This is a genomic window from Planobispora rosea, assembly GCF_014648175.1.
Lineage (GTDB): Bacteria > Actinomycetota > Actinomycetes > Streptosporangiales > Streptosporangiaceae > Planobispora > Planobispora rosea.
The window spans coordinates 249,553-270,387 of record NZ_BMQP01000001.1 but is presented as its reverse complement, the minus strand read 5'-3'; the positions used below and the strand labels follow the sequence as shown (position 1 = coordinate 270,387).

Sequence of the window (20,835 nt, the reverse complement as noted above, 5' to 3'; positions counted from 1 at the left end):
CTCCATCTACTCCATTGCGTAAGAGAAATTTTCGCATGCGCACATGACAGATGCGCATTATTCACGCAACCAGCCGATTAATTCAGGTGACCGAAACCCGGTTCACGTGACCAGAATCCCACCGTCGACCGGGATCACCGCCCCGGTGACGTACGATCCCGCGTCACTTGCCAGGAAGATAGCAGCCGCCACCAGCTCGGCCGGGTCTCCGGCACGCTTCATCAGCACCCGATTCTCCAACTGCCAGGCCATGTATCCCTCGGCGTACTGCTCGGTCATCTCCGAGGCGAAGAATCCGGGCTCCAGGCAGTTGACCCGGATCCCGCGCCGCGAGGTCCACTGCTGGGCCAGGTCCCGGGTGAGGCCGACGACCGCGGCCTTGGACGCGCTGTAGGCGGCCTGCGGCAGTCCCGCCGTGGTCTCCCCCAGGATGCTGCCGATGTTGACGATCGAGGAGCCGGGCCGCATGACCCGGGCGCAGGCCTGGGCCATCCAGTAGGTGCCGTTCAGGTTGATGTCCACGACCCGCCGGAACTCCTCGGGCGTCTCCTTGAGCGCGGGCACCGCCGTGCCGACACCGGCGTTGTTGATCAGGACGTCCACCGCGCCCAGCTCCGCGACCGCCGCCTCCACCAGGGCCCGGCAGTCCTCGGGCCGGGTCACGTCGGTGGCGAGCGCCACGCACCGGCGGCCGGTCTCCTCCACCAGCGCCCTGGTCTCCTCCAGGCGGTCCTTGCGGCGGGCGCCGACGACGATGTCGGCACCGGCCTCCGCCAGGCCCCTGGCGAAGGCGACGCCCAGCCCCGACGACGCGCCGGTGACGATGGCGACCTTGCCGTCCAGCCGGAATCGGTCCAGCATGCGAATCTCCTTCACCCGGGGAAGCTACCGAACGAGATTCTAGAGCTGGACGGCACGTGCTCCCTACAGGCCGTACTCCTTGACGATGCGCTCGTGCCGCTCGACCTCGACGTCCACGGCCCTGGCCAGGTCGAGCCAGGCCAACGGGTGCACCCAGCGCTCGGTGGCGTCGTCGAGCACCGCGTCCAGCTCGACCGGGGTGACGTCCGGCGGGATCGCGATCCAGCCGAACACACCGGGCAGGGACTCACCCGTGGTCGGGTGGGTGACCTTGTAGTTCTCGTCGCTGTAGACCCACATCGGCCAGCCGCGCTCGACCAGGACGTCGTTGAACTCGGTCCAGTCGGCCTCACTGGGCGCCGCGCCGTCGAAGAACCAGCTGGTGTAGCCGCCGGGACGGAGCATGCTGACCGCCGCGAACGGCGGGACGAAGCCCTCCTGCTCCTGGGGGTCGTCCGGGACGGGCTCCAGCAACGTCGGGTCGAAGACGACCACGTCACCGGCGTTGTAGTCCATGCCGGGGGGCTGCGGGATGGCCAGGCGGGCCGTCGCCGGGCCGGTGCGCAGGCTGAGGACCTGGCGCTGGCTGCCGTCGGGGGCGGGCAGGATCACGCGGATCAGGCCCATCTCCTCCTCGATCGGCCCCTCGGTCGACGAGAGCGGCATTCCGATCTTGGCGGCTCCGGCCCGGACGGTCTCCCAGTCCTCGGCGGCGGTCGCCATGGTGATCATCCGCCAGACGTCCTCCGCCTCGATCTCCTCGGTGTCGAGGATCTCCTTCATGATCGCGGCGCCCTTGGCGTTGTCTCCGCCCTGCTGGACGGCGCCGGCCCACAGGCGGCGCGCCTCCAGGCCGGCGCCCGCGGCGACGGCGGCCTCCGCCTCGGCCGACGCCTGCTCCCAGCGCTCCCGCGCGCGGTGCAGGCGGGCCAGGGTCAGGTGGCGCAGGGCCTCGGGGAGCCGCTGGGCCAGCTGCTCCAGGCGCTCGTCCTGGCGGGCCTCGATCAGCAGGCCGGTGAGGTAGGAGACGTCCTGCTCCTCGGCGGTCTCGACCGCGCCGGTCTCCACCAGAGCGTTCCAGTAGATGTCCGCGCCCCTGGCCGGGTAGCCGAGGAAGCCGAGGGTGGTCGTGTGGCGGCGGGTGGCCTCGATGTCCCGTCCGGACAGCGGCTCCAGCCAGCCCACCCAGCGCTCGGGGTCGGCGTTGAAGCCGTCGGCGGCGTCGAAGTAGCCGACCAGCTCGTCCTGCGGGCCCGGCGCCTCCAGAGGGGTCGTCGCGTCGGCGGCGGCGCGCAGGGCGGCGATCCGGCCGGTCGCCTCGCCCGGGTTCCTCAGCTCCGCGGAGGCGGACTCGGCCAGGTCGGCCAGGGCCCGCGCCTGCCAGACGCCCTTGCGGGCGACGGCGAGGTCGCCGGCGACGAGGGCGAGCTCGACGCGGGCGCGGTAGCCGCCCATCACGGCGAAGTAGTCGGCCCACTGCTTGAGGACCCGGCCGAGCTGCCAGCTGTTGGTGATCTGCGCCGAGCTCGCGAGCCCGCGGACGGCGTGCGCCCACTCCACCCAGTCACGGGGGTGGTCACCGACCACGTCGAGGTCGGGCAGGGCCTCCACGGCCTCGGGCACCCGCTCCAGCGTGGCGAGCACGAGCGCGCGCAGCACGCCCTCGCGGTGCGCCTTGGCCACCGGGTCGTCGGGCTTGAAACCGGTCGCGGCGTCGAGCGCGGTGAGCGCGTCCTGCGCCCGGCCGGCGGCCAGCAGCGCCCGGACGGAGGCCGCCCCCAGCTCCCAGCTCGCCTCGCGTCCGGCGGCGCCCAGCGCCGCCACGGCGGACTCGGCGTGCGTGACGGCCTCGTCGGCGCGACCGGCGTCGACCAGCGCGGCGACGTACTGCTCGGCGACGGCGGAGAAGGCCGGTGAGCCGGGCTCGACCGCCAGGGCCGCCAGGGCCTCCAGGCGCTCGGCCGCGTAGCCGGAGCCGTCGGTGTTGGCCTGGGCGATCGCCAGCGCCACGACGGCGCCCGGGGCGGACGGGCAGTCGCGGACGTCCTCCCGCCGGGCGAACTCCACCAGCGTCCGGGCGTCGTCGAGGGCGACCACGCCCTGGGCCCGGTCACCGATGCGGCCGATCAGGTGCCAGTAGCGGGCGTAGAACTCCAGCCAGGGAAGCTCCAGGTTCTCCGCCTGCTGCGCGATGGCCGGCGCCAGCACGTCGAGCTGCGCGTAGCGGCCTTCCAGCGCCTGGGCGGGAACGTCGCCGATCGCCATCGCCAGACCGGTGTTCCCGGCTTCGTGCAGTTGCCGCTGGATCTCGCCGACCCAGGCCCAGATGTCCACGTCCATGGGACGCCAGTCTGCCAGGTCGTGGAGGATGCCCCAAACGGCTCGCGCGCCCGGTCGCCGCCCGCGGCACGCGGACCCGCCCGGGGCGCCCCGCGCTCCCCTCCGGCCCCGAGGGGCCTGCGGACTATCCCGCCCGGTCGGCCAGCCGCACCAGCTCCACCAGCTCAGCGGCCTCCTTCTCGTCCAGGACGGAGAAGGCGGGCGCCATCAGCCGGTCGGTGAGCTCCTCGGACCGCGCCCGGCGCTCGGCCGTCTCCGGTCCGGGCACCGGGTACGGCTCCGGCCACTCGAAGAAGCGCGCCACGGCCTCCCCCGCCGAGAGCCCGAGCGGGGTGCCGTCGTGCGCGGCCAGCAGCGTGGCCTCCAGCGGCGTCACCCCCTCGGCCAGTACGGCCACCGCGTGCAGGCCGCCGCGCAGTTCGCGGACCAGGTGCATGAGCTGCGTGACCCGGGCGGGGGCGTCGCCGGGCAGCGGCAGGCGGCGCCAGCCGGCGAAGATCGGGGCGCCGAGCACGTCGGCGTTGTGCACCACCGGCTCCAGCAGCTCGGCCAGGCGCGCGGCCCCGGCGAAGCCGCCGAGCCTGCGGCGGCCCCAGTCGTGGCAGGCCCCGGTGTAGAGCTCGACCGCCTCACCGGCCGGGAGCGACCGGCCCGCCTCCCAGTTCTCCCTGACGTGCTCGGCGGGGAAGAAAACTGTGGCCGCCAGGACCACGTCCGCGTCCACCTCGCCGAGCACCCCGCACCGGCCCCGGAAGTACATCGCCCGGGGAGCGAGGCCCGTCCGCTCGCACAGCGCCTTGACCTCCCGCGAGATCATGAACCCGCCGCCGAGCCTCCCGATCGTCCCCTTGACCGCCGCCGCCGTCGCCTGCGGATCCGCCATACCGGACTCCTTCTCCCTCTCGGTCTACCGAAGGAACCCAGCTTCCCCTACCAGAACAACCGTCGGCAACCCGGCGGCCCGGATCTCAGAGAGTGGTCTCGCCCGACGCCACCAGGACCGCGGGACCGGCCAGGTAGCTGGTGCGCCCGTCGAGGGTGACGGTGACGACGCCGCCGAGCACCTCGACCTCCCAGGTCCCGGTCTCCTCCCCGGCCAGGCGGGCGGCGGCCACGGCCGAGGCGACCGCGCCGGTGCCGCAGGACCGCGTCTCGCCCGAGCCCCGCTCGAAGACCCGCATCGCCACCCGGCGCGGGCCCACCGCGTTGAGCAGTTCCACGTTCACCCCGTCCGGGAACGCCGCGGGGTCGAACCCGGGCTGCCGGGTCAGATCGAGCCCGGCCACCGGGTCGTCGATGACGCACGCCAGGTGCGGGTTGCCCATGTCCACGCGGAGCCCGCCGTACTCCGCACCGGAGACCGTCGCGCGGCTCTCTCCCAGCACCCGGGGCATGCCCATGTCCACGGTCACGTCACCGGTCTCCGCCAGCCGCACCCGCTTGACCCCGCCCCGCGTCGCCACGCCGAACTCACCGGCCTCCGCCAGCCCGGAGTCCACGAGGTAACGGGCGAAGACGCGCACCCCGTTGCCGCACATCTCGGCCACGCTGCCGTCGGCGTTGCGGTAGTCCATGAACCACTCCGCCTCGCCCGCCTGGCCGGCCGCCTCCGGGACGAGCTTGGTCCGCACCACCCGCAGCACGCCGTCCCCGCCGATCCCGGCCCTGCGGTCGCAGAGCGCGGCCACGCGCGCCCCGGGGAGCTCCAGCTCCCCCTCCGGATCGGGAAGGATGACGAAGTCGTTCTCGGTGCCGTGACCCTTGGCGAAGCGCATGCCCTCAACTCTATTGGGGAGCGGTCACCAGGCCTGGACCCAGGGCTCCTGCTCACCGGGAACGACCCGGGCGTCGCCCGATTCGAGATCGAGACGCAGCAGCTGGGAGGCGGCGCCGCCGCACGGCGGCAGTCCGGCCAGGGGCGTCCTGTCCATCTCCTCGGCCTCCCGGTCGACGCCGACCAGCAGGTGGCGGCCGGTCGGGGCGAGCGCCAGCGACTCGATGTGGCCGCAGTCCAGCGCGAGGACCTTCCTGACCAGCCGCGTCCCCTCGTGCAGGACGAGCGTGCGGGTCGGCCAGCCGAGCGCACGGAGTTGCCGTCCGTCCGGGAGGACCAGGAGCGGACGGGTGAACTCGTGCTCGGCCGGGGCGGCCACGTTCCGGATCTCACCGGTGCCGACGTCGAGAGCAGCCAGGGTCTTCACCGGAACGCTGTGCCCGGGCAGGGCGAGGGTCCGGGCGTCCAGCCACTGGAGGCCGTGGCCGCCGGCCGGCCACTCGCGCTCCAGGGTGCCCACGTAGTCGTCCCCGTCCGTCATCCGGCTGTAGGCGATGCGGCCCTCGGACGAGACGGCCAGGCCGTTGACCGTGCCCTCAAGCGTGGGGGTGAGCCGCTCGCCGACCGTGACCCGGCCGTCGGGCCCCATGGTCAGCCGGTAGAGGCGGAAGTAGCGGCCCGTCGGGCTGGTGAGCGCCGCCACGTAGTGACCGGGCTCCGTGTCACGGACGACGAGGTCGTACCGGGCGTAGGTGCGGGTCGCCCCGGGCAGCCGGCTCACCGGCTCCCCGGACTCCAGGTCGAGCACGTACGGCCTGTCCCACCCGCCGACCACCGCATAGCGCGGGGTGCCGTCGGCGTTGTCCGGCAGGCCGGCCAGCGCGCCGGGCAGCAACGCGGCCAGCACGATCGCCACCGCCGCCGTCCCGGCGTTGCGCAGGTCGGTCAGGCGTGGCCGGATCCCCGCACCCGCGATCCCGGCCAGCACGACCATGGCGGCGGGGGAGAGCAGCCAGGCCAGCAGCAGGCGCGGCACCGCGTAGGACGGCGACGGCAGCTGGGCTTCCAGGCACTCCCGCCACCAGAAGGGCGGCTCGGGCGACAGCCGGTCCTCGGCCTCGGCCAGCGCGGTGGGGAGCAGGGCGACCGCCAGCCCCAGCACGGCGGGAGACGTGGCGAGCGCCCGGCCCGGCATGGCGGCGCCGGGCCGCACCCGCGACCGGATCGCCCAGGAGGCGGCCATCGCCAGCAGTACGGGCTCGAGCAGGGTGAGCCGGTCGCCGAGGAATTCCGCCGCCTCGGCCAGTGGACCGGGCGGCGGCATCTCCAGTGGCGCGCCGCTGGTGCAGACGACCGTCGTCACTTCGGCGAACACGGGCTCGCCGAACAGTTCCCACAACGACAGCAGCACCGCCGCCGACCAGAAGAACGTCGCTTTACGCATCAGAGACTTTCCGGGCTGCTTTCAGGAAACCGGGGCATCCTAGCGCGGCCCGCACCACGAAGATCGTCCCGCCCGGCGACGCGGGCCGCGGCCGGCTAACGCCCCCGAGTGCCCGGCGAGCGGTCGAGGATCTCGGCGAGCGCCCGGTCCAGGAGGTCCGGGGCCTGCTGGGGGAGCCAGACGACGCGGGGATCGCGGCGGAACCAGGACTCCTGGCGGCGGACGAACCTGCGCGTCGCGCGGATCGTCTCCTGCTTGGCGTGCTCCTCGGTCCACTCCCCGGTCAGGAAGCGCATCACCTGGGCGTAGCCGAGCGCGCGGCCGGCCGTACGGCCCTCGGCCAGGCCCTGTCCCATGAGCGTGCGCACCTCGTCCACCAGCCCGGCCGCCCACATCCGCTCCACCCGGAGCGCGACCCGCTCGTCCAGCACCTCCCTGGGCACCTCGACGCCCAGTTGCACGCTGTCGTAGACCGCGTCGTAGGACGGCATCGTGGCGGAGAACGGCCGCCCGGACAGCTCGATGACCTCCAGCGCGCGCACGATCCTGCGGCCGTTGCTCGGCAGGATCACCCGGGCCGCCTCCGGGTCCAGCTCCCGGAGCCGCCCGTACAGCGGGGCCGGTCCGGCCCGCTCCAGCTCGGCCTCCAGCCGGGCGCGGATCTCCGGCTCGGTGCCGGGGAACTCCAGCCGGTCGAGCGCGGCCCGCACGTAGAGCCCGGACCCGCCGACCAGGACCGGCACCACCCCCCGGGCCAGCATGTCGTCCATGAGCGGCCGGACCAGCGCCTGGTACTCCGCCACGCTCGCGGTCGTGCGCACGTCCCAGATGTCCATCAGGTGGTGCGGGACCCCGCGCCGCTCCTCCATCGACAGCTTCGCCGTCCCGATGTCCATCCCCCGGTACAGCTGCATGGAGTCGGTGTTGACGACCTCTCCCCCCAGCCGGAGGGCGAGGTCGACGGCCAGGTCGGACTTTCCGGCCGCGGTGGGGCCGACGACGGCGATGACGGGTAGCTGAGGCACGCAGACAAGTGTCCCAGCCGGGGAGGTCAGCTCCAGTCGAGCATGGGCTGCAGGTAGCCCTCCAGGGTCAGCAGCCACCGCTTGGACTCGACGCCCTCTCCCCCGCTGAACCCGCCCAGGCCGCTCGCCGCCACCACCCGGTGGCAGGGGACGATGACCGGGATCGGGTTGGCTCCCATGATCGAGCCGATGGCCCGCGCGGGGATCCCGGTCCCGCTCCGGGCGGCGAGCTCGCCGTAGGTCACCACCTGGCCGTAGGGGACCGTCTCGTACAGCGTGCCCAGCACCGCGCGCTGCGCGGACGTGGTCAGCCGCCAGTCCACCGGGACGGTGAAGGCCTTCAGCCGCTCGGCGTAGTAGTCCGCGAGCTCGCCCAGCGCCGGAGCCGTACGCCCCGGATCGTCCACCTCGGCCAGCCCGAGCCCGTCCAGCAGCCGCCCGGCCAGCCACCGCCGGCCGCCCCAGCCCGTGCCGGCCACGCCCTCCTCGGTGACGGCGACCGTCATCTCCCCCAGGGGTGTCGCGAGGCTCCCGAACGCCACGGTTCCTACCATTGGCCCTGTGTCCCTTCGTGAGCTCGTCGTCCTCGGCACCTCCAGCGCGGTCCCTACCCGTCACCGTAACCACAATGGATATCTCCTGCTATGGGATGGTCAGGGCTTCCTGTTCGACCCGGGTGAGGGCACCCAGCGTCAGATGACGAGGGCGGGCGTCGGCTCGCACGACATCACCTGGATCTGCGTCACCCACTTCCACGGCGACCACTGCCTCGGCGTCCCCGGCATCGTCCAGCGCATCGCCAGGGACGGCGTCGCCCATCCCGTCCAGGCCGCCTATCCGGCGAGCGGTGAGACCTTCTGGCGCCGCCTGCGGCACGCCTCCGCCTTCGCCGACACCCGGGTCATCGCCGAACGTCCGGTCTCCGGCGAGGTCGCGACCTTCGACGCGGGCCCGGTGACCCTCACCGCCCGCCCGCTCTCCCACCCCGTCGAGGCGTACGGCTACCGCCTCGACGAGCCCGACGGCCGCCGGATGCTCCCCGAGCGGCTGCGGGAACGCGGGATCGCGGGCCCGCTCGTCGGCGAGCTCCAGCGCGCCGGAACGGTGACGGCGCCGGACGGGTCCACCGTACGGCTGGAGGAGTGCAGCGAGCCCCGCCCCGGCCAGAGCGCCGCGTTCATCATGGACACCCGGCTCTGCGACGGGGTGTTCGCGCTCGCCGAGGGAGTGGACCTGCTGGTGATCGAGTCCACGTTCCTGGCCGAGGAGACGTCCCTGGCCATGGACTACGGGCACCTGACCGCCGCCCACGCGGGCCGGGTCGCGGCCGAGTCGGGGGCCCGCCGCCTGGTGCTGACCCACATCTCCGAGCGGTACGGCATCGGCGACGAGCCCCGCTTCGTCGAGGAGGCCGGGCGGTTCTTCGACGGCGACATCGTCCTGGCCCAGGATCTGGCGCGCGTCCCCGTCCCGAGACGCGCCTGAGGTCTCCCCGGCTCCGGGGACCCCGTGGCGGGGCGCGGAGGGCCGTCGAGGACTACCCGGCGGGGCTCCAGCAGGCCACGAAGTACCCCACCCCGTAGGGGGCGTCGTCGTAGAGGACCTCGCCGCCGAACGGGCCTGCGATCCCGGCGAGGACCCCCAGCGCGGCCCGGCCCGCGACCCGGAGCTCGGCCGCCTCCGCGGGGTCGAGCCCGGGAGCCTCGCCCCGGGCGAGCGCGCCGACGATCGCGGCGTTGTACGGCTCGGCGCGGGGGTCGAGGTAGCCCGGGGCCTTCTCGGTCAGGCAGGCGGAGCCGTCCGCCATGACGAGCAGCGCCACCCGCCCGGTCCCGGCCGCCAGGTTCGCTCCCAGGGCCGCGCACTCCGCGGGGGAGGCGTCGAACGGCACCGCGTGGAACCCGGAGGCGGCCAGGCCGCCGGTCTCGACGAGCCGGCGGCCGACGGTGAGGGAGAGCGGCAGGACGGGCTCGCCGGTTCCGGCGCGGGCGTCCACGCCCCACGGCGCGAGGCTGCCCGCCGCGTCCGGCCCGTAGGTTCCGGCCGTCTCCGCCCCGCCGACCACCACGATCGCCTCGGGCTCCGCCGCCCCCAGCCTCCCGACCGCGGCGGCGCAGGCCGCCCTGAGCCCGTCGAGCTCGACCGCGGCGGCACCGGCCACCTCGGGCAACAGCAGCGGAGGATGCGGGCACACGGCCGCGGCGACGATCACGCCGCCAGCCTAACCGAGTCCGCCCCACGTCTCCCCGGCACCGCCGGCCATCATCGGCCACCACCGTCTCCCCGGCTTTTCACGGGAAATCTCCACCGCTTCCCGGGACGTCGAACCACACTGGCGAGAACAGGAAAATGCCCGCGCGATAATCACAAGGGATTATGAATTGTCACGCTTTAAAGCGCCGAATAGAATTTCACGGGCGTATGTCCTGATCAGCGCCATGTCCGCCGTCGGCGTCGCCGGAATCGGCGCATTCATCATGGCGAGCACCGCCTCCGACTCCTCCTCCGGAAACGGCGCGCCCGGCGGAATACTCCCCGGCAATCCGCCCGGCCACCGGGAGTCGTCCTGGATCTCCCCCGTCCCGGGACCGGTCTCCGCCGAGCCCGCCGCAGGGTCCGCCTCCCCTTCCGCGTCCACGTCACCGGTCCGCGACCCGCTCGGGCGCGTCCTCGCCCCGGGCCCGCTGCCGCCGTCCGGCCCCGCCGTCCTGCCGCACGCACGCGCCGTCCCGGAGGACGGGCGTGCCGCACCGGAGGACGGACGTGCCGTACCCGGCCCCGTCATGACGGGCGGGCGCGGGGACGGGAGGTCCCAGGCATCGCGGGCGCCCGCCCCGCGACCGCGCCCGGCGCCGCAACCTCCGGACCCGGACCCGAACCCGGCACCGAACCCGGCTCCGGTCCCGGGCCCGGGCCCGGGCCCCCGGCAGGCTCCCCGGATGCCCGACCCGTGCGCGACCTTCGACGACTTCCGGCGGCCCTACTGCTACGCCGTACTCGGCGAGCTGGCGAACCGCTGAGCGGGACCGGTCAGGGGCAGGTGGAGCAGCCCGGCGCCTCCTGCCGCGCGGGAGCGGCCGGACGGCCGATCGACGGCATGCCGAGCATGACGCCCGGCGTGCCCGCGCCGCCGGCCGGCGCGTCCTGGCGGGCCTGCCAGGCGTCGCCCGCGCGGGTGCGGCGCAGCTTGAGCACGGGGCCGTCGGCGACCAGGTGGTGCGGGGCGGCGTAGGTGACCTCCACGGTCACCATGTCGCCGGGGCGCGGCTGCCCGTCCCCGTCGTTGTCCGGACCCGGCGAGAAGTGCACCAGGCGGTTGTCGGGGGCGCGGCCCGACAGGCGGTGGGTCGCCTCGTCCTTGCGGCCCTCGCCCTCGGCCACCAGCACCTCCAGGACCCGGCCCACCTGCTTCTTGTTCTCCTCCCAGGAGATCTCGTTCTGCAGGGCGACGAGCCGCTCGTAGCGCTCCTGCACGACCTCCTTGGGGATCTGGCCGTCCATCGTGGCGGCGGGCGTGCCGGGGCGGATGGAGTACTGGAAGGTGAAGGCGTTGGCGAAACGCGACTCGCGCACCACGTCCAGCGTGCCCTGGAAGTCCTCCTCGGTCTCGCCGGGGAAGCCCACGATGATGTCGGTGGAGATCGCCGCGTCGGGCATGGCCGCGCGGACCCGCTCGATGATGCCCAGGTAGCGCTCGGCCCGGTAGGAGCGGCGCATGGCCTTGAGGATCCGGTCGGAGCCGGACTGCAGCGGCATGTGGAGCTGGTGCATCACGTTGGGCGTCTCGGCCATGGCCGCGATGACGTCGTCGGTGAACGCCGCCGGGTGCGGGCTGGTGAAGCGCACGCGCTCCAGGCCGTCGATCTCGCCGCAGGCCCGCAGGAGCTTGCCGAAGGCGAGCCGGTCGCCGAACTCGACGCCGTAGGTGTTGACGTTCTGCCCGAGCAGGGTGATCTCCAGGACGCCCTGGCCGACCAGGGTCCGTACCTCGTTCAGGATGTCGCCGGGGCGGCGGTCCTTCTCCTTGCCGCGCAGCGACGGCACGATGCAGAAGGTGCAGGTGTTGTTGCACCCGACCGAGATCGACACCCACGCGGCGTAGGCGGACTCGCGCTTGGTCGGCAGCGTGCTGGGGAAGGTCTCCAGGGACTCCCTGATCTCGACCTGGGCCTCCTGCGCGATCCGGGCGCGCTCCAGGAGGACCGGCAGCGAGCCGATGTTGTGCGTGCCGAACACCACGTCGACCCAGGGCGCCCTGCGGACGATCTCGCCCTGGTCCTTCTGCGCGAGGCAGCCGCCCACGGCGATCTGCATGCCGGGGTTGCTCACCTTCGCCGGGCGCAGGTGGCCGAGGTTGCCGTAGAGGCGGTTGTCGGCGTTCTCCCGGACGGCGCAGGTGTTGAACACGACCACGTCGGCCGTCTCCCCGGCCGCGGCCGGGACGTAGCCCGCCTCCTCCAGCAGGCCCGACAGGCGCTCGGAGTCGTGCACGTTCATCTGGCACCCGTAGGTACGAACCTCGTACGTGCGGGCGCTCTCCACGGTGACAGTCATCTCAACGAACAAGGGTAGGCGCTCCGCCGACTTCCGGGTACGGCTCTCGCGGAGCGCACGGAGCGCGACCGGTCCGGAGCGCCGGCGGGGAGCCGACGAGGAGCCGGTGGAGGGCCGCGTCACATATGACCCGTCGGGCCGGTTCCCCACGCCACCAGGGATGATTCATGAAATATCCATACTTAGAGAATTTTTCGTGATGGCAAGCCGCCCCGCTCCCCCGATCGAAACGTGGATGACCCAGCCGTTGGCCGCCCGTGATCGGATCGGTACCACAGGGTTAGCACGACTTGCCCTCTACAGAACTACGTTGTGATCTATGAAGGAGACCTTGGACTCGACTCCTCTCGTCGTGCTGGACGACGTCAACAAGCACTTCGGCAGCCTCCACGTGCTGCGCGACATCAACCTGACGATCGCGCGCGGCGAGGTGCTGGTCGTCATCGGCCCGTCGGGGGGAGGCAAGTCGACCCTCTGCAGGGCGATCAACCGGCTGGAGACCATCGACAGCGGGACGATCACATTCGACGGCCTGCCGCTCCCCAAGGAGGGCAAGGCGCTGGCCAGGTTGAGATCCGAGGTCGGGATGGTGTTCCAGTCCTTCAACCTGTTCGCGCACAAGACGATCCTGGAGAACGTCACGCTCGGGCCGATCAAGGTCCGGGGCGTCGACAAGGCCCAGGCCGAGCGGCGCGGCATGGAGTTGCTGGAGCGGGTCGGCATCGGCGCCCAGGCGGCGAAGTACCCGGCGCAGCTCTCCGGCGGCCAGCAGCAGCGGGTGGCCATCGCCCGCGCACTGGCCATGGACCCCAAGATGATCCTTTTCGACGAGCCGACCTCCGCCCTGGACCCGGAGATGGTCCAGGAGGTGCTCGACGTCATGATCGGACTCGCCCGTGACGGCATGACCATGATGGTCGTCACCCACGAGATGGGATTCGCCCGGCGGGCCGCCAACCGTGTGGTCTTCATGGCGGACGGGCAGATCGTGGAGGAGAACACTCCCGACGAGTTCTTCACCAACGCCCGGACCGACCGGGCCAAGGACTTCCTCTCCAAGATCCTTACGCACTGACCCTTTCGGCCGGCTGGTCACCCCAGATGAAGAAGAGGACAGAACAGATGCGAGTAACGCGTATCGGTGTGGCGCTCGCCACCGCGAGCGCCCTCACCCTGGGCCTGGCGGCCTGTGGCGGGGACGACGGCGGCGGTGGCGGCGGTGACACCGCCGCCTACACCACGGTCGTCGACAAGGCCAAGGGCGCCAAGAAACTGATCGTCGGCACCAAGTGGGACCAGCCGAGCCTGGGCCTGAAGACGGGCGCCGAGCCCGAGGGCTTCGACGTCGACGTCGCCAAATACGTCATCAAGGAGCTCGCGGGCGGCGCCGACGTGCAGATCGAGTGGAAGGAGTCCGCGTCGTCCAACCGCGAGGCCTTCCTCGCCAACGGCACCGTGGACATCATCTTCGCGACCTACTCGATCACCGACAGCCGCAAGCAGAAGGTGACCTTCGGCGGGCCGTACATCGTGGCCCACCAGGACGTCATGGTCCGCGCCGACGACACCGCGATCACCAAGCCGCAGGACCTGGCGGGCAAGCGCATCTGCCAGGCCGCCGGGTCCAACTCCTACAAGCGGATCACCGACCCGCCGCCGGACGGCGAGCTCGACCTGGACGCCAAGCTCGTCGGCGCCGCGAACTACTCCGACTGCGTGCAGAAGCTCAGCGGCAACAACCTCGACGCGGTGACGACCGATGACCTGATCCTGGCCGGCTTCGCCAAGCAGGCCGCCGGGGCCGGCGGAGGCTTCAAGATCCTCGGTCAGCCGTTCACCGACGAGAAGTACGGCGTCGGCCTGAAGAAGGGCGACACCAAGACGTGCGAGGCCGTCAACGCGGCCATCACCAAGATGTACCAGGACGGCACCGCCAAGCAGCTCTTCGACAAGTGGTTCGCCGGAACCCAGGGCCTCACGGCCCCGACCAGCGCCCCGCAGTTCGAGCCCTGCGCCTGATCCCGCCCTGCACAGCGGCCGGTGCCCGGCCTCCCGGGGCACCGGCCGCTGCCGTACCTGTCGTACCTTTGGTGGAGCACGATGGATGATCTGATCAAATACGCGCCGGACCTGCTGGCGGGCTTCCTGAAGAACGTTCAGCTCTCGGTGATCTGCGCGATCCTCTCCCTGATATTCGGCACGATCCTGGTCGCCATGCGCGTGTCGCCCACACCCGTGCTGCGCGGAGCGGGGGCGGCCTACGTCAACATCGTGCGCAACACGCCGCTCACCCTGGTCCTGGCCTTCTCCGCGCTCGGCCTCAGCGACACGCTGGGCGTCACCTTCTCCGAGGAGCCCAGCACCAACAGCTTCTGGCTGGTCGTGCTGGGGCTGTCGCTGTACACCGCGACGTTCGTCTGCGAGGCGCTGCGCTCGGGCATCAACACCGTCCCGATGGGACAGGCCGAGGCGGCACGGGCCATCGGGCTCACCTTCTTCCAGTCCCTGAGGATGATCATCCTTCCTCAGGCGTTCCGGGCCGTCGTCGCACCCCTGGGAAGTGTGATCATCGCAATGATCAAGAACACCACGGTGGCGATCGCCGCCGGATATCTGGCGGAGTCGGCGTTCGTCATGAGGGACACCTTCGACGAGACCGGTGTGTCGATCCCCATCTTCGTCGGGATCGTCATCGCCTTCATGATCGTGACGCTGCCGATCGGGTTCTTCACCGGCTGGCTGGCGAACCGGCTGGCGGTGGCCCGATGAGCGCCCGGGCCAGCGTCCTGTTCGACGCGCCCGGACCGCGCGCCCGGCTGCGCAACAACATCCTGACCCTGCTCGGGGTCGTCGGGATCGCGGCGATCCTCTATGTCGTCTACGCGCGCTTCGACGAGAAGGGCCAGTGGGAGGGGCGGATCTGGGAGCCGTTCCTGAATCCGTACACCTGGACGGAACACATCCTCCCGGGCCTGCTCAACACCCTGAAGGCCGCCGGGCTCGGCGCCGTGTGCGCACTGATCTTCGGCGCGGTCTTCGGCCTCGCCCGGCTCTCGGACCACCGGTGGGTCAGGATCCCCGCCGGAGCCGTCGTGGAGACCTTCCGGGCGATCCCGCTGCTCCTGCTGATCTTCTTCCTCTTCTTCCTGGCGCCCGACGTGTTCGGCCCCGGCGACTACACGCTGGTCGCGCTGGTGGCCGGGCTGACCCTCTACAACGGGTCGGTGCTGGCCGAGGTCGTGCGGGCGGGCGTGCGGGCCGTGCCCCGCGGGCAGTCGGAGGCCGCCTACGCCATCGGCCTGCGCAAGGGCGGCGTGATGCGGCTGGTCCTGCTCCCCCAGGCCGTCACGGCGATGATGCCGGCGATCGTGAGCCAGCTCGTCGTGCTGCTCAAGGACACGGCGCTGGGCTACATCATCGCCTACCCCGACCTGCTGAACATCGGATTCCAGATCATCCCCGCGACCAACTTCGGCTCCCGCATCCCCGCCGCGATCGTCATCGGGATCATCTACATCGGCCTCAACATGGCGCTCAGCGGCCTGGCCACCTGGCTGGAGGGGTGGAGCCGCCGCAACCGCAAGACCTCGGCGCGGCCGGTCGTCCCGCCGGGAGGGGCCATGGAGACCAGCGGAATGGCCGCGGGAGCCTGATCCTTCCCGGCACTTCCCGACCGGTCGCACTCGTCCGGTCCCGGCGGCGGGGCGGTCACCCGAAGGGGGCCGCCCCGCCGCCGTTTCCGGCCGTCGGGCACCGGCCACCGGTTCGGCCGTCAGGCACCGGACACCGGCCACCGGTTCGGCCATTGGGCACCGAGATGCCCGAAACCTGGGAAATGGGCACCACACGCCCAGAACGCGATGAGCGCCATACCGGCGACACGCGGCGGGTTATCGGGCAGGATTACGCCATGTCCCCAGAGCGCGATGCCGTGGAACGCGATGCCGTGCCGTACGCCGCCTGGCCGTCCCCCATCTCCACCTCGGATGTCGCCCGCGCGGGAGTGGGCCTGTCCTTCCCCGCCATGGCGGGCGAGCAGGTGTGGTGGATCGAGGACCGCCCCGCCGAGGGGGGACGGACCACGATCATGCACCGGGGTGCCGACGGCGCGCGCCGCGAGCTGCTTGCCGCGCCGTGGAGCGCCAGGACCCGCGTGCACGAGTACGGCGGGCGGCCCTACGCGGTGGTCCCCGACGAGAGTGCCGGCGCGGGCCCGGGTGAGGGCAGCGGCTCCGGCGGGAGCGTCGTCTTCGCCAACCTCGCCGACCAGCGGCTCTACCTGCTGAGCCCGGGCGCCGAGCCCCGGCCGATCACCCCGGAGCCCGACGTGGAGGCCGGGCTCCGCTACGCCGACCTGCTCGTCCACGACGGCCAGGTCTGGTGCGTGCGGGAGCGGCACCACGATGACGGCAAGGTCAGCCGGTCGATCGTCTCCATCCCCCTGCACGGCGGCGCCGAGCCGCGCGAACGGGTCGGCGGATGCGACTTCTACGCCTCCCTGGCGATCTCCCCCGACGGCGAGCACCTGGCCTACATCTGCTGGAACCATCCCCGCATGCCGTGGAACGGCACCGAACTGCGGATCACCCGCCTGTCCGACGGCCACTCCTGGACCGTCAAGGGCGGCGCCTCCGAGTCCGTGCTCGCCCCGCAGTGGCGCGACGACCGGACCCTCTACCTGATCTCCGACTGGTCGGGCTGGTGGAACCTCTACCAGATCGGGATGTACGGCACGTCCTACCAGGCCCTCTACCCCGCCGAGGAGGAGTTCGCCGGGCCGCTCTGGCAACTCGGCGGCGCGCCGTACGCCGTGCTGGACGACGGGCGGCTCGCGGTCCTGCACGGCCAGGGCGACCTGAGGCTGGGCATCCTCGATCCGGTCTCCGGCGTCCTGACCGACCTCGACGTCCCCTACAGCGGCTGGTCCCCCGCCCTGGCCTCCGACGGGCGCATGGTCGCCGGAATCGGGTACGGCCCGGCGGTCCCCCTCTCGGTCGTCCGGATCGACGCCGTGACCGGCCGGGTGGAGGGGCTCCGGCGCGAGGTCGACGAGTTGCCGGACGTCGCCTACCTGCCGCGCCCCGAGGCCGTGGAGGTCCAGGGACGGTTCGGCCGGCGTGTGCACGCGCTGGTGTACCCGCCGTCGAACCCCGAGGTCACCGGCGAGGGTGCGCCACCGTACGTCCTGTTCGTCCACGGCGGCCCCACCGGGCACAGCACGACGGCGCTGGACCTGAAGAAGGCGTTCCTCACCAGCCGCGGCATCGGCGTGATCGACGTCAACTACGGCGGATCCACCGGCTACGGCCGCGCCTACCGGGACCGGCTACGCGGGCAGTGGGGCGTCGTCGACGTGGAGGACTGCGTCGCCGTGGCCGAGTGGCTGGCCGCGCGGGGCATGGCCGACCCGGCGCGGATCGCGATCCGGGGCGGCAGCGCGGGCGGCTGGACCGTCATGGCGGCCTGCGCCCTGTCCGACGTGTTCGCCGGGGGCGTCTCCTACTACGGGGTCAGCTCCCTCGCCCAGTTCGCCGAGACCACCCACGACTTCGAGTCCCGCTACGTCGAGTGGCTGGTCGGTCCCTCCGATCCCGTCCTGTACGGCTCCCGCGAACCCCTCGGCCAGGTCGCCGGGGTCACCTGCCCCATGCTGCTGCTCCAGGGTCTGTCGGACCCGGTGGTCCCGCCCGCCCAGTCCCAGGCCTTCGCCGACGCCCTCGCCGAGCGCGGCGTCCCCTGCACCTATCTCACCTTCGAGGGGGAGGCCCACGGCTTCCGCCGCGCCGAGACCCGCAGCGCGGCCCTGGCCACCGAGTTCGCCTTCTACCAGCAGATCTTCCACACCTGATCCGGCCGGGTCAGTTGATCGGGCCGGGTCAGCGGGCGAACTCGATGGCCCGGGACTCCCGGACGACGGCGATGCGGATCTGGCCGGGGTAGGTGAGCTCCTCCTCGATCCGCTTGGCCACGTCACGGGCGATCACCGAGGCCTGGATGTCGTCGACGGAGTCGGGCTTCACCATGACCCGGATCTCGCGGCCCGCCTGCATGGCGAAGACCTTCTCCACCCCCTCGTACGACTGGGCGATCTCCTCCAGCCGCTCCAGCCGCTTGACGTAGGCCTCCAGCGACTCGCGCCGCGCGCCCGGACGGCCTCCGCTGATCGCGTCGGCGGCCTGGGTGAGGACCGCCTCGACCGTGCGGACCTCGACCTCGTTGTGGTGCGCCTCGATCGCGTGGACCACGTCCTCGTGCTCGCCGTACCGGCGGGCGATCTCCGCTCCGATCAGCGCGTGGCTGCCCTCCACCTCGTGGGTCAGCGCCTTGCCGATGTCGTGCAGCAGCGTGCAGCGCTTGAGCAGCGCCTTGTCCAGCTTGAGCTCGGCCGCCATGATCCCGGCGATGTGCGCGGACTCGACGAGGTGGCCCAGCACGTTCTGCCCGTAGGAGGTGCGGTAACGGAGCTGGCCGAGCAAGGTGACCAGTTCGGGGTGCATGTCGGTGATGCCCAGTTCAACCAGGGCGTCCTCACCCGCGCGCACGCACAGTTCCTGGACTTCGGCCCTGCTGCGCTCGTAGGCGTCCTCGATGCGCTGCGGGTGGATGCGGCCGTCGAGGACGAGCTTCTCCAGGGTCAGCCGGGCGGTCTCGCGGCGGACCGGGTCGAAGCACGACAGCAGCACCGCCTCGGGGGTGTCGTCGATGATCAGATTGACACCGGTGGTCGACTCGAAGGCGCGGATGTTACGGCCCTCGCGACCGATGATGCGGCCCTTCATCTCGTCCCCGGGCAGGTGCAGCACGCTGACGACGGACTCGGCGGTCTGCTCGGCGGCCATGCGCTGCACCGCCAAGGTGATGATCTTCGTGGCCCGCTTCTCCCCCTCCTTGCGGGCCTCGCCCTCGATCTCCCTGACGATCAGCGCCGCCTCACGCTTGGCCTGGTTCGTGATCTCCCCGACCAGCTCGGCTCTGGCCTGCGTGCTGGTGAGCCCCGCCACCCGCTCCAGGACCGCCCTGCGCTCCTGGGCGAGCCGGTCGAGATCCTCACGGCGGGCGGCCAGCTCCGTCTCGGTCTCGGCGAGCTTGCGCGCCCGCTCGGCCTGGCGCCTGGCCTCCTCGTCGAGCCTCTGCTCCCGCTCGGCCAGCCGGTTCTCGCGGCGTTCCAGATCGGAGCGGAGCTCCTTGAGCTCGTATTTGAGCACCTGGGTCTCGGCCTCGACCTCTTTGCGCATCTGCGCGGCGCTCTCGGCGGCGGCCTCGGAGCGGCGCAGGATCACCTCGGCGTCCTGTTCGGAGCGGCGCAGGGTCTCCGCCGCCTCCTGTTCGGAGCGGCGCAGGGTCTCCGCCGCCTCCTCCTCGGCCCTGCCGCGGATCCCGGCCGCCTCGCGCCTGGCCTGCTCCAGCTCGGCGTGGATCTCCGCCAGTTGCTCGGGAGTCGGCCCGAGCGGTTTGCCCGCCAGCCCTCCGGTACGGCGGAGCAGCATGACCAGCACGGTTATCGTCACTCCGGCGAACACCACCATGGCCCCTGCCAGCACGACGATCACAACGGGCTCCATGCGCGCCCCACCCCTCCTCGCGTCGCCGACATCGAGCACACGAGGGTCACACGCACGGCGCGGAAGGTCCACGCGGTGTCGCCACCAGGACAGATATCAACCCAGAACCGGCGCCGTTCCGACCCCCGTCGGCCCTTCACCGGTCCGCGCCGTCAAGCCTGCATGTCCGTAGTTCACCGTTATGACAATCCGCGCTGCGCGGAGTAACTCCTCACTGCCGTCGAGATTAAGCGTCAAACAGGTAACGAGCAAGCAAAGACCCATGGGACTGGGCGTTTTCACCAGTCGAGCGGATACTCCGGATATTCCGGACCTTCCGCCTCTTCGTTCTCAAGAGCCTCGCGAATGACACGGAAGGCGAGACCCGGTCCGTATCCCTTGCGGGCGAGCATGCCGGCGAGCCTCCGCGTCCTGGCGGAGGGCTCCAGCCCCCGGGTGGAGGGGAGCTTGCGCGCCACGAGCCTGCGGGCGGTCTCCACTTCCTGCTCGGGGTCGAGCTGCTCCACCGCCTCCTTGACGGTGTCCTCCTCCACCCCGCGCCGGCGGAGCTCCGACGCCAGGGCCCGCCGGGCGAGACCCCGGCCGGCGTGGCGTGAGCTCACCCAGGCGGCGGCGAACGCCTCGTCGTCGATCAGGCCGACCTCGGAGAAACGCTCCAGCACGGCCTCGGCGGCGTCTTCCGGCACCTCACGTTTGCGCAGCGCCTCCGCGAGCTGAGCCCGGGTGCGCGGCGCCATGGTCAGCAACCGCAGGCAGATGGCCCGCGCAACCGCCTGCGGGTCGGCCGGAGGCCCCTGACTCGCCGTGGAGCCCTCCACCGGCCCATCCGGCAGGAAACCCCGGGGCCCGCCCCGGGACCGCCGCCCGGCCCCTTCCCGCGAGGAACTCCCCGCTCCGCCCCGGGACCGCCGTCCGGACCCGCCAGGGAAGGAGCCCTCAGGCCCGTCCGAGGAAGCTTCACCGGACCTGCCGGGGAAGGAGCCCTCAGGCCCGTCCGGGAAAACGCCTTCGGACCCTTCCCAGAAGGAACCGCCGGATCCGTCGGGGAGAGCGTCCGCGGGCTCTCCCCGGGAAGGGCCCTCGGCTCCCCTCCGGGATCGCCTGCCGGAACCTCCCGAGGATCTCCTCCCCGAGCGGCCCCGGTCTTCCGCACCGCCGCGGGTCCCCGAGCCGCGACGGCCTTCGCCACCGGATTCGGGGAGGTCGGGCCATGCACCCCAGTCTCGCGGTCCGGCCTCACCGGCCGGACCGGAGTCGGGTCCCGTCGTCACCGCT

Annotated in this window: 18 protein-coding genes; 7 read left to right on the top strand and 11 right to left on the bottom strand. The window is 72.1% G+C overall.

Going from position 1 to position 20,835, the window contains the following annotated elements; all coding sequences use genetic code 11:
- Nucleotides 1–102: 102 nt before the first annotated feature.
- The 7 genes from IEZ08_RS01170 to IEZ08_RS01140 all read right to left on the bottom strand — a co-directional run bounded on the left by IEZ08_RS01170 (nt 103) and on the right by IEZ08_RS01140 (nt 7,986).
- The gene (locus IEZ08_RS01170; protein WP_189241473.1) at nt 103–861 is read right to left on the bottom strand and encodes an SDR family NAD(P)-dependent oxidoreductase; all 759 of its coding nucleotides are present in this window, start codon (nt 859–861) and stop codon (nt 103–105) included.
- A gap of 63 nt (nt 862–924) precedes the next feature.
- The gene (locus tag IEZ08_RS01165; RefSeq protein ID WP_189241472.1) at nt 925–3,201 is read right to left on the bottom strand and encodes an ATP-binding protein; all 2,277 of its coding nucleotides are present in this window, start codon (nt 3,199–3,201) and stop codon (nt 925–927) included.
- A 124-nt stretch (nt 3,202–3,325) separates the two neighbouring features.
- Nucleotides 3,326–4,084 carry an SCO6745 family protein gene (locus IEZ08_RS01160; RefSeq protein WP_229802835.1) on the bottom strand — a complete coding sequence of 253 codons (759 nt, stop codon included), beginning with the start codon at nt 4,082–4,084 and terminating at the stop codon, nt 3,326–3,328.
- Nucleotides 4,085–4,169: 85 nt separating this feature from the next.
- Nucleotides 4,170–4,976 (bottom strand): diaminopimelate epimerase, encoded by an 807-nt coding sequence (dapF, locus tag IEZ08_RS01155; protein WP_189241471.1) that lies wholly within the window; start codon nt 4,974–4,976, stop codon nt 4,170–4,172.
- A gap of 24 nt (nt 4,977–5,000) precedes the next feature.
- Nucleotides 5,001–6,419, bottom strand: a complete 1,419-nt coding sequence (locus IEZ08_RS01150; protein WP_189241470.1) for a hypothetical protein — start codon at nt 6,417–6,419, stop codon at nt 5,001–5,003.
- A 95-nt stretch (nt 6,420–6,514) separates the two neighbouring features.
- Nucleotides 6,515–7,444 carry a tRNA (adenosine(37)-N6)-dimethylallyltransferase MiaA gene (miaA, locus tag IEZ08_RS01145; RefSeq protein WP_189241531.1) on the bottom strand — a complete coding sequence of 310 codons (930 nt, stop codon included), beginning with the start codon at nt 7,442–7,444 and terminating at the stop codon, nt 6,515–6,517.
- 26 nt (nt 7,445–7,470) lie between these two features.
- Nucleotides 7,471–7,986 carry a methylated-DNA--[protein]-cysteine S-methyltransferase gene (locus IEZ08_RS01140; RefSeq protein ID WP_229802834.1) on the bottom strand — a complete coding sequence of 172 codons (516 nt, stop codon included), beginning with the start codon at nt 7,984–7,986 and terminating at the stop codon, nt 7,471–7,473.
- Between the two features lie 19 nt (nt 7,987–8,005).
- On the opposite strand from IEZ08_RS01140, the gene IEZ08_RS01135 reads away from it, so the two are divergent.
- Complete coding sequence (locus IEZ08_RS01135) at nt 8,006–8,929, top strand: ribonuclease Z (protein ID WP_189241468.1); 924 nt, start codon at nt 8,006–8,008, stop codon at nt 8,927–8,929.
- 52 nt (nt 8,930–8,981) lie between these two features.
- On the opposite strand, the gene IEZ08_RS01130 is transcribed toward IEZ08_RS01135, so the two are convergent.
- Nucleotides 8,982–9,656, bottom strand: coding sequence for a class III extradiol ring-cleavage dioxygenase family protein (locus IEZ08_RS01130; protein WP_068922014.1), 675 nt, complete (start codon nt 9,654–9,656; stop codon nt 8,982–8,984).
- Nucleotides 9,657–9,882: 226 nt separating this feature from the next.
- Here IEZ08_RS01130 and IEZ08_RS01125 point away from each other — a divergent pair, with 226 nt between their 5' ends.
- Nucleotides 9,883–10,464: a hypothetical protein gene (locus IEZ08_RS01125; RefSeq protein WP_068922013.1), complete on the top strand. Its 582-nt coding sequence runs from the start codon at nt 9,883–9,885 to the stop codon at nt 10,462–10,464.
- A 10-nt stretch (nt 10,465–10,474) separates the two neighbouring features.
- Here the strand turns inward: IEZ08_RS01125 and miaB are convergent, their stop codons facing one another.
- Nucleotides 10,475–11,998 (bottom strand): tRNA (N6-isopentenyl adenosine(37)-C2)-methylthiotransferase MiaB, encoded by a 1,524-nt coding sequence (gene miaB, locus IEZ08_RS01120; protein ID WP_068922012.1) that lies wholly within the window; start codon nt 11,996–11,998, stop codon nt 10,475–10,477.
- 319 nt (nt 11,999–12,317) lie between these two features.
- On the opposite strand from miaB, the gene IEZ08_RS01115 reads away from it, so the two are divergent.
- From IEZ08_RS01115 to IEZ08_RS01095, 5 genes are all read left to right on the top strand, one after another.
- Nucleotides 12,318–13,073: an amino acid ABC transporter ATP-binding protein gene (locus IEZ08_RS01115; RefSeq protein ID WP_176728417.1), complete on the top strand. Its 756-nt coding sequence runs from the start codon at nt 12,318–12,320 to the stop codon at nt 13,071–13,073.
- A 47-nt stretch (nt 13,074–13,120) separates the two neighbouring features.
- A complete protein-coding gene (locus tag IEZ08_RS01110) occupies nt 13,121–14,017 on the top strand; it encodes a glutamate ABC transporter substrate-binding protein (protein WP_068922010.1) in 897 nt (298 codons plus the stop codon).
- An 81-nt stretch (nt 14,018–14,098) separates the two neighbouring features.
- Nucleotides 14,099–14,767, top strand: coding sequence for an amino acid ABC transporter permease (locus IEZ08_RS01105; protein WP_068922009.1), 669 nt, complete (start codon nt 14,099–14,101; stop codon nt 14,765–14,767).
- Nucleotides 14,764–15,651, top strand: coding sequence for an amino acid ABC transporter permease (locus tag IEZ08_RS01100; RefSeq protein ID WP_068922008.1), 888 nt, complete (start codon nt 14,764–14,766; stop codon nt 15,649–15,651). The genes IEZ08_RS01105 and IEZ08_RS01100 overlap by 4 nt, the downstream gene beginning before the upstream one ends.
- A gap of 257 nt (nt 15,652–15,908) precedes the next feature.
- The gene (locus IEZ08_RS01095; protein ID WP_068922007.1) at nt 15,909–17,846 is read left to right on the top strand and encodes a S9 family peptidase; all 1,938 of its coding nucleotides are present in this window, start codon (nt 15,909–15,911) and stop codon (nt 17,844–17,846) included.
- Between the two features lie 28 nt (nt 17,847–17,874).
- Here IEZ08_RS01095 and rny read toward each other — a convergent pair whose 3' ends face one another.
- Complete coding sequence (rny, locus tag IEZ08_RS01090; protein WP_068922006.1) at nt 17,875–19,560, bottom strand: ribonuclease Y; 1,686 nt, start codon at nt 19,558–19,560, stop codon at nt 17,875–17,877.
- Between the two features lie 278 nt (nt 19,561–19,838).
- A complete protein-coding gene (gene recX, locus IEZ08_RS01085) occupies nt 19,839–20,831 on the bottom strand; it encodes a recombination regulator RecX (protein WP_189241467.1) in 993 nt (330 codons plus the stop codon).
- Nucleotides 20,832–20,835: the final 4 nt, after the last annotated feature.

Coding starts and splice junctions, on each gene's coding strand:
- IEZ08_RS01170 (WP_189241473.1), bottom strand. CDS start 861: ATGCTGGACCGATTCCGGCTGGACGGCAAGGTCGCCATCGTCACCGGC.
- IEZ08_RS01165 (WP_189241472.1), bottom strand. CDS start 3,201: ATGGACGTGGACATCTGGGCCTGGGTCGGCGAGATCCAGCGGCAACTG.
- IEZ08_RS01160 (WP_229802835.1), bottom strand. CDS start 4,084: ATGGCGGATCCGCAGGCGACGGCGGCGGCGGTCAAGGGGACGATCGGG.
- dapF (WP_189241471.1), bottom strand. CDS start 4,976: ATGCGCTTCGCCAAGGGTCACGGCACCGAGAACGACTTCGTCATCCTT.
- IEZ08_RS01150 (WP_189241470.1), bottom strand. CDS start 6,419: ATGCGTAAAGCGACGTTCTTCTGGTCGGCGGCGGTGCTGCTGTCGTTG.
- IEZ08_RS01125 (WP_068922013.1), top strand. CDS start 9,883: ATGTCCGCCGTCGGCGTCGCCGGAATCGGCGCATTCATCATGGCGAGC.
- miaB (WP_068922012.1), bottom strand. CDS start 11,998: ATGACTGTCACCGTGGAGAGCGCCCGCACGTACGAGGTTCGTACCTAC.
- IEZ08_RS01115 (WP_176728417.1), top strand. CDS start 12,318: ATGAAGGAGACCTTGGACTCGACTCCTCTCGTCGTGCTGGACGACGTC.
- IEZ08_RS01110 (WP_068922010.1), top strand. CDS start 13,121: ATGCGAGTAACGCGTATCGGTGTGGCGCTCGCCACCGCGAGCGCCCTC.
- IEZ08_RS01105 (WP_068922009.1), top strand. CDS start 14,099: ATGGATGATCTGATCAAATACGCGCCGGACCTGCTGGCGGGCTTCCTG.
- IEZ08_RS01100 (WP_068922008.1), top strand. CDS start 14,764: ATGAGCGCCCGGGCCAGCGTCCTGTTCGACGCGCCCGGACCGCGCGCC.
- IEZ08_RS01095 (WP_068922007.1), top strand. CDS start 15,909: ATGTCCCCAGAGCGCGATGCCGTGGAACGCGATGCCGTGCCGTACGCC.
- rny (WP_068922006.1), bottom strand. CDS start 19,560: ATGGAGCCCGTTGTGATCGTCGTGCTGGCAGGGGCCATGGTGGTGTTC.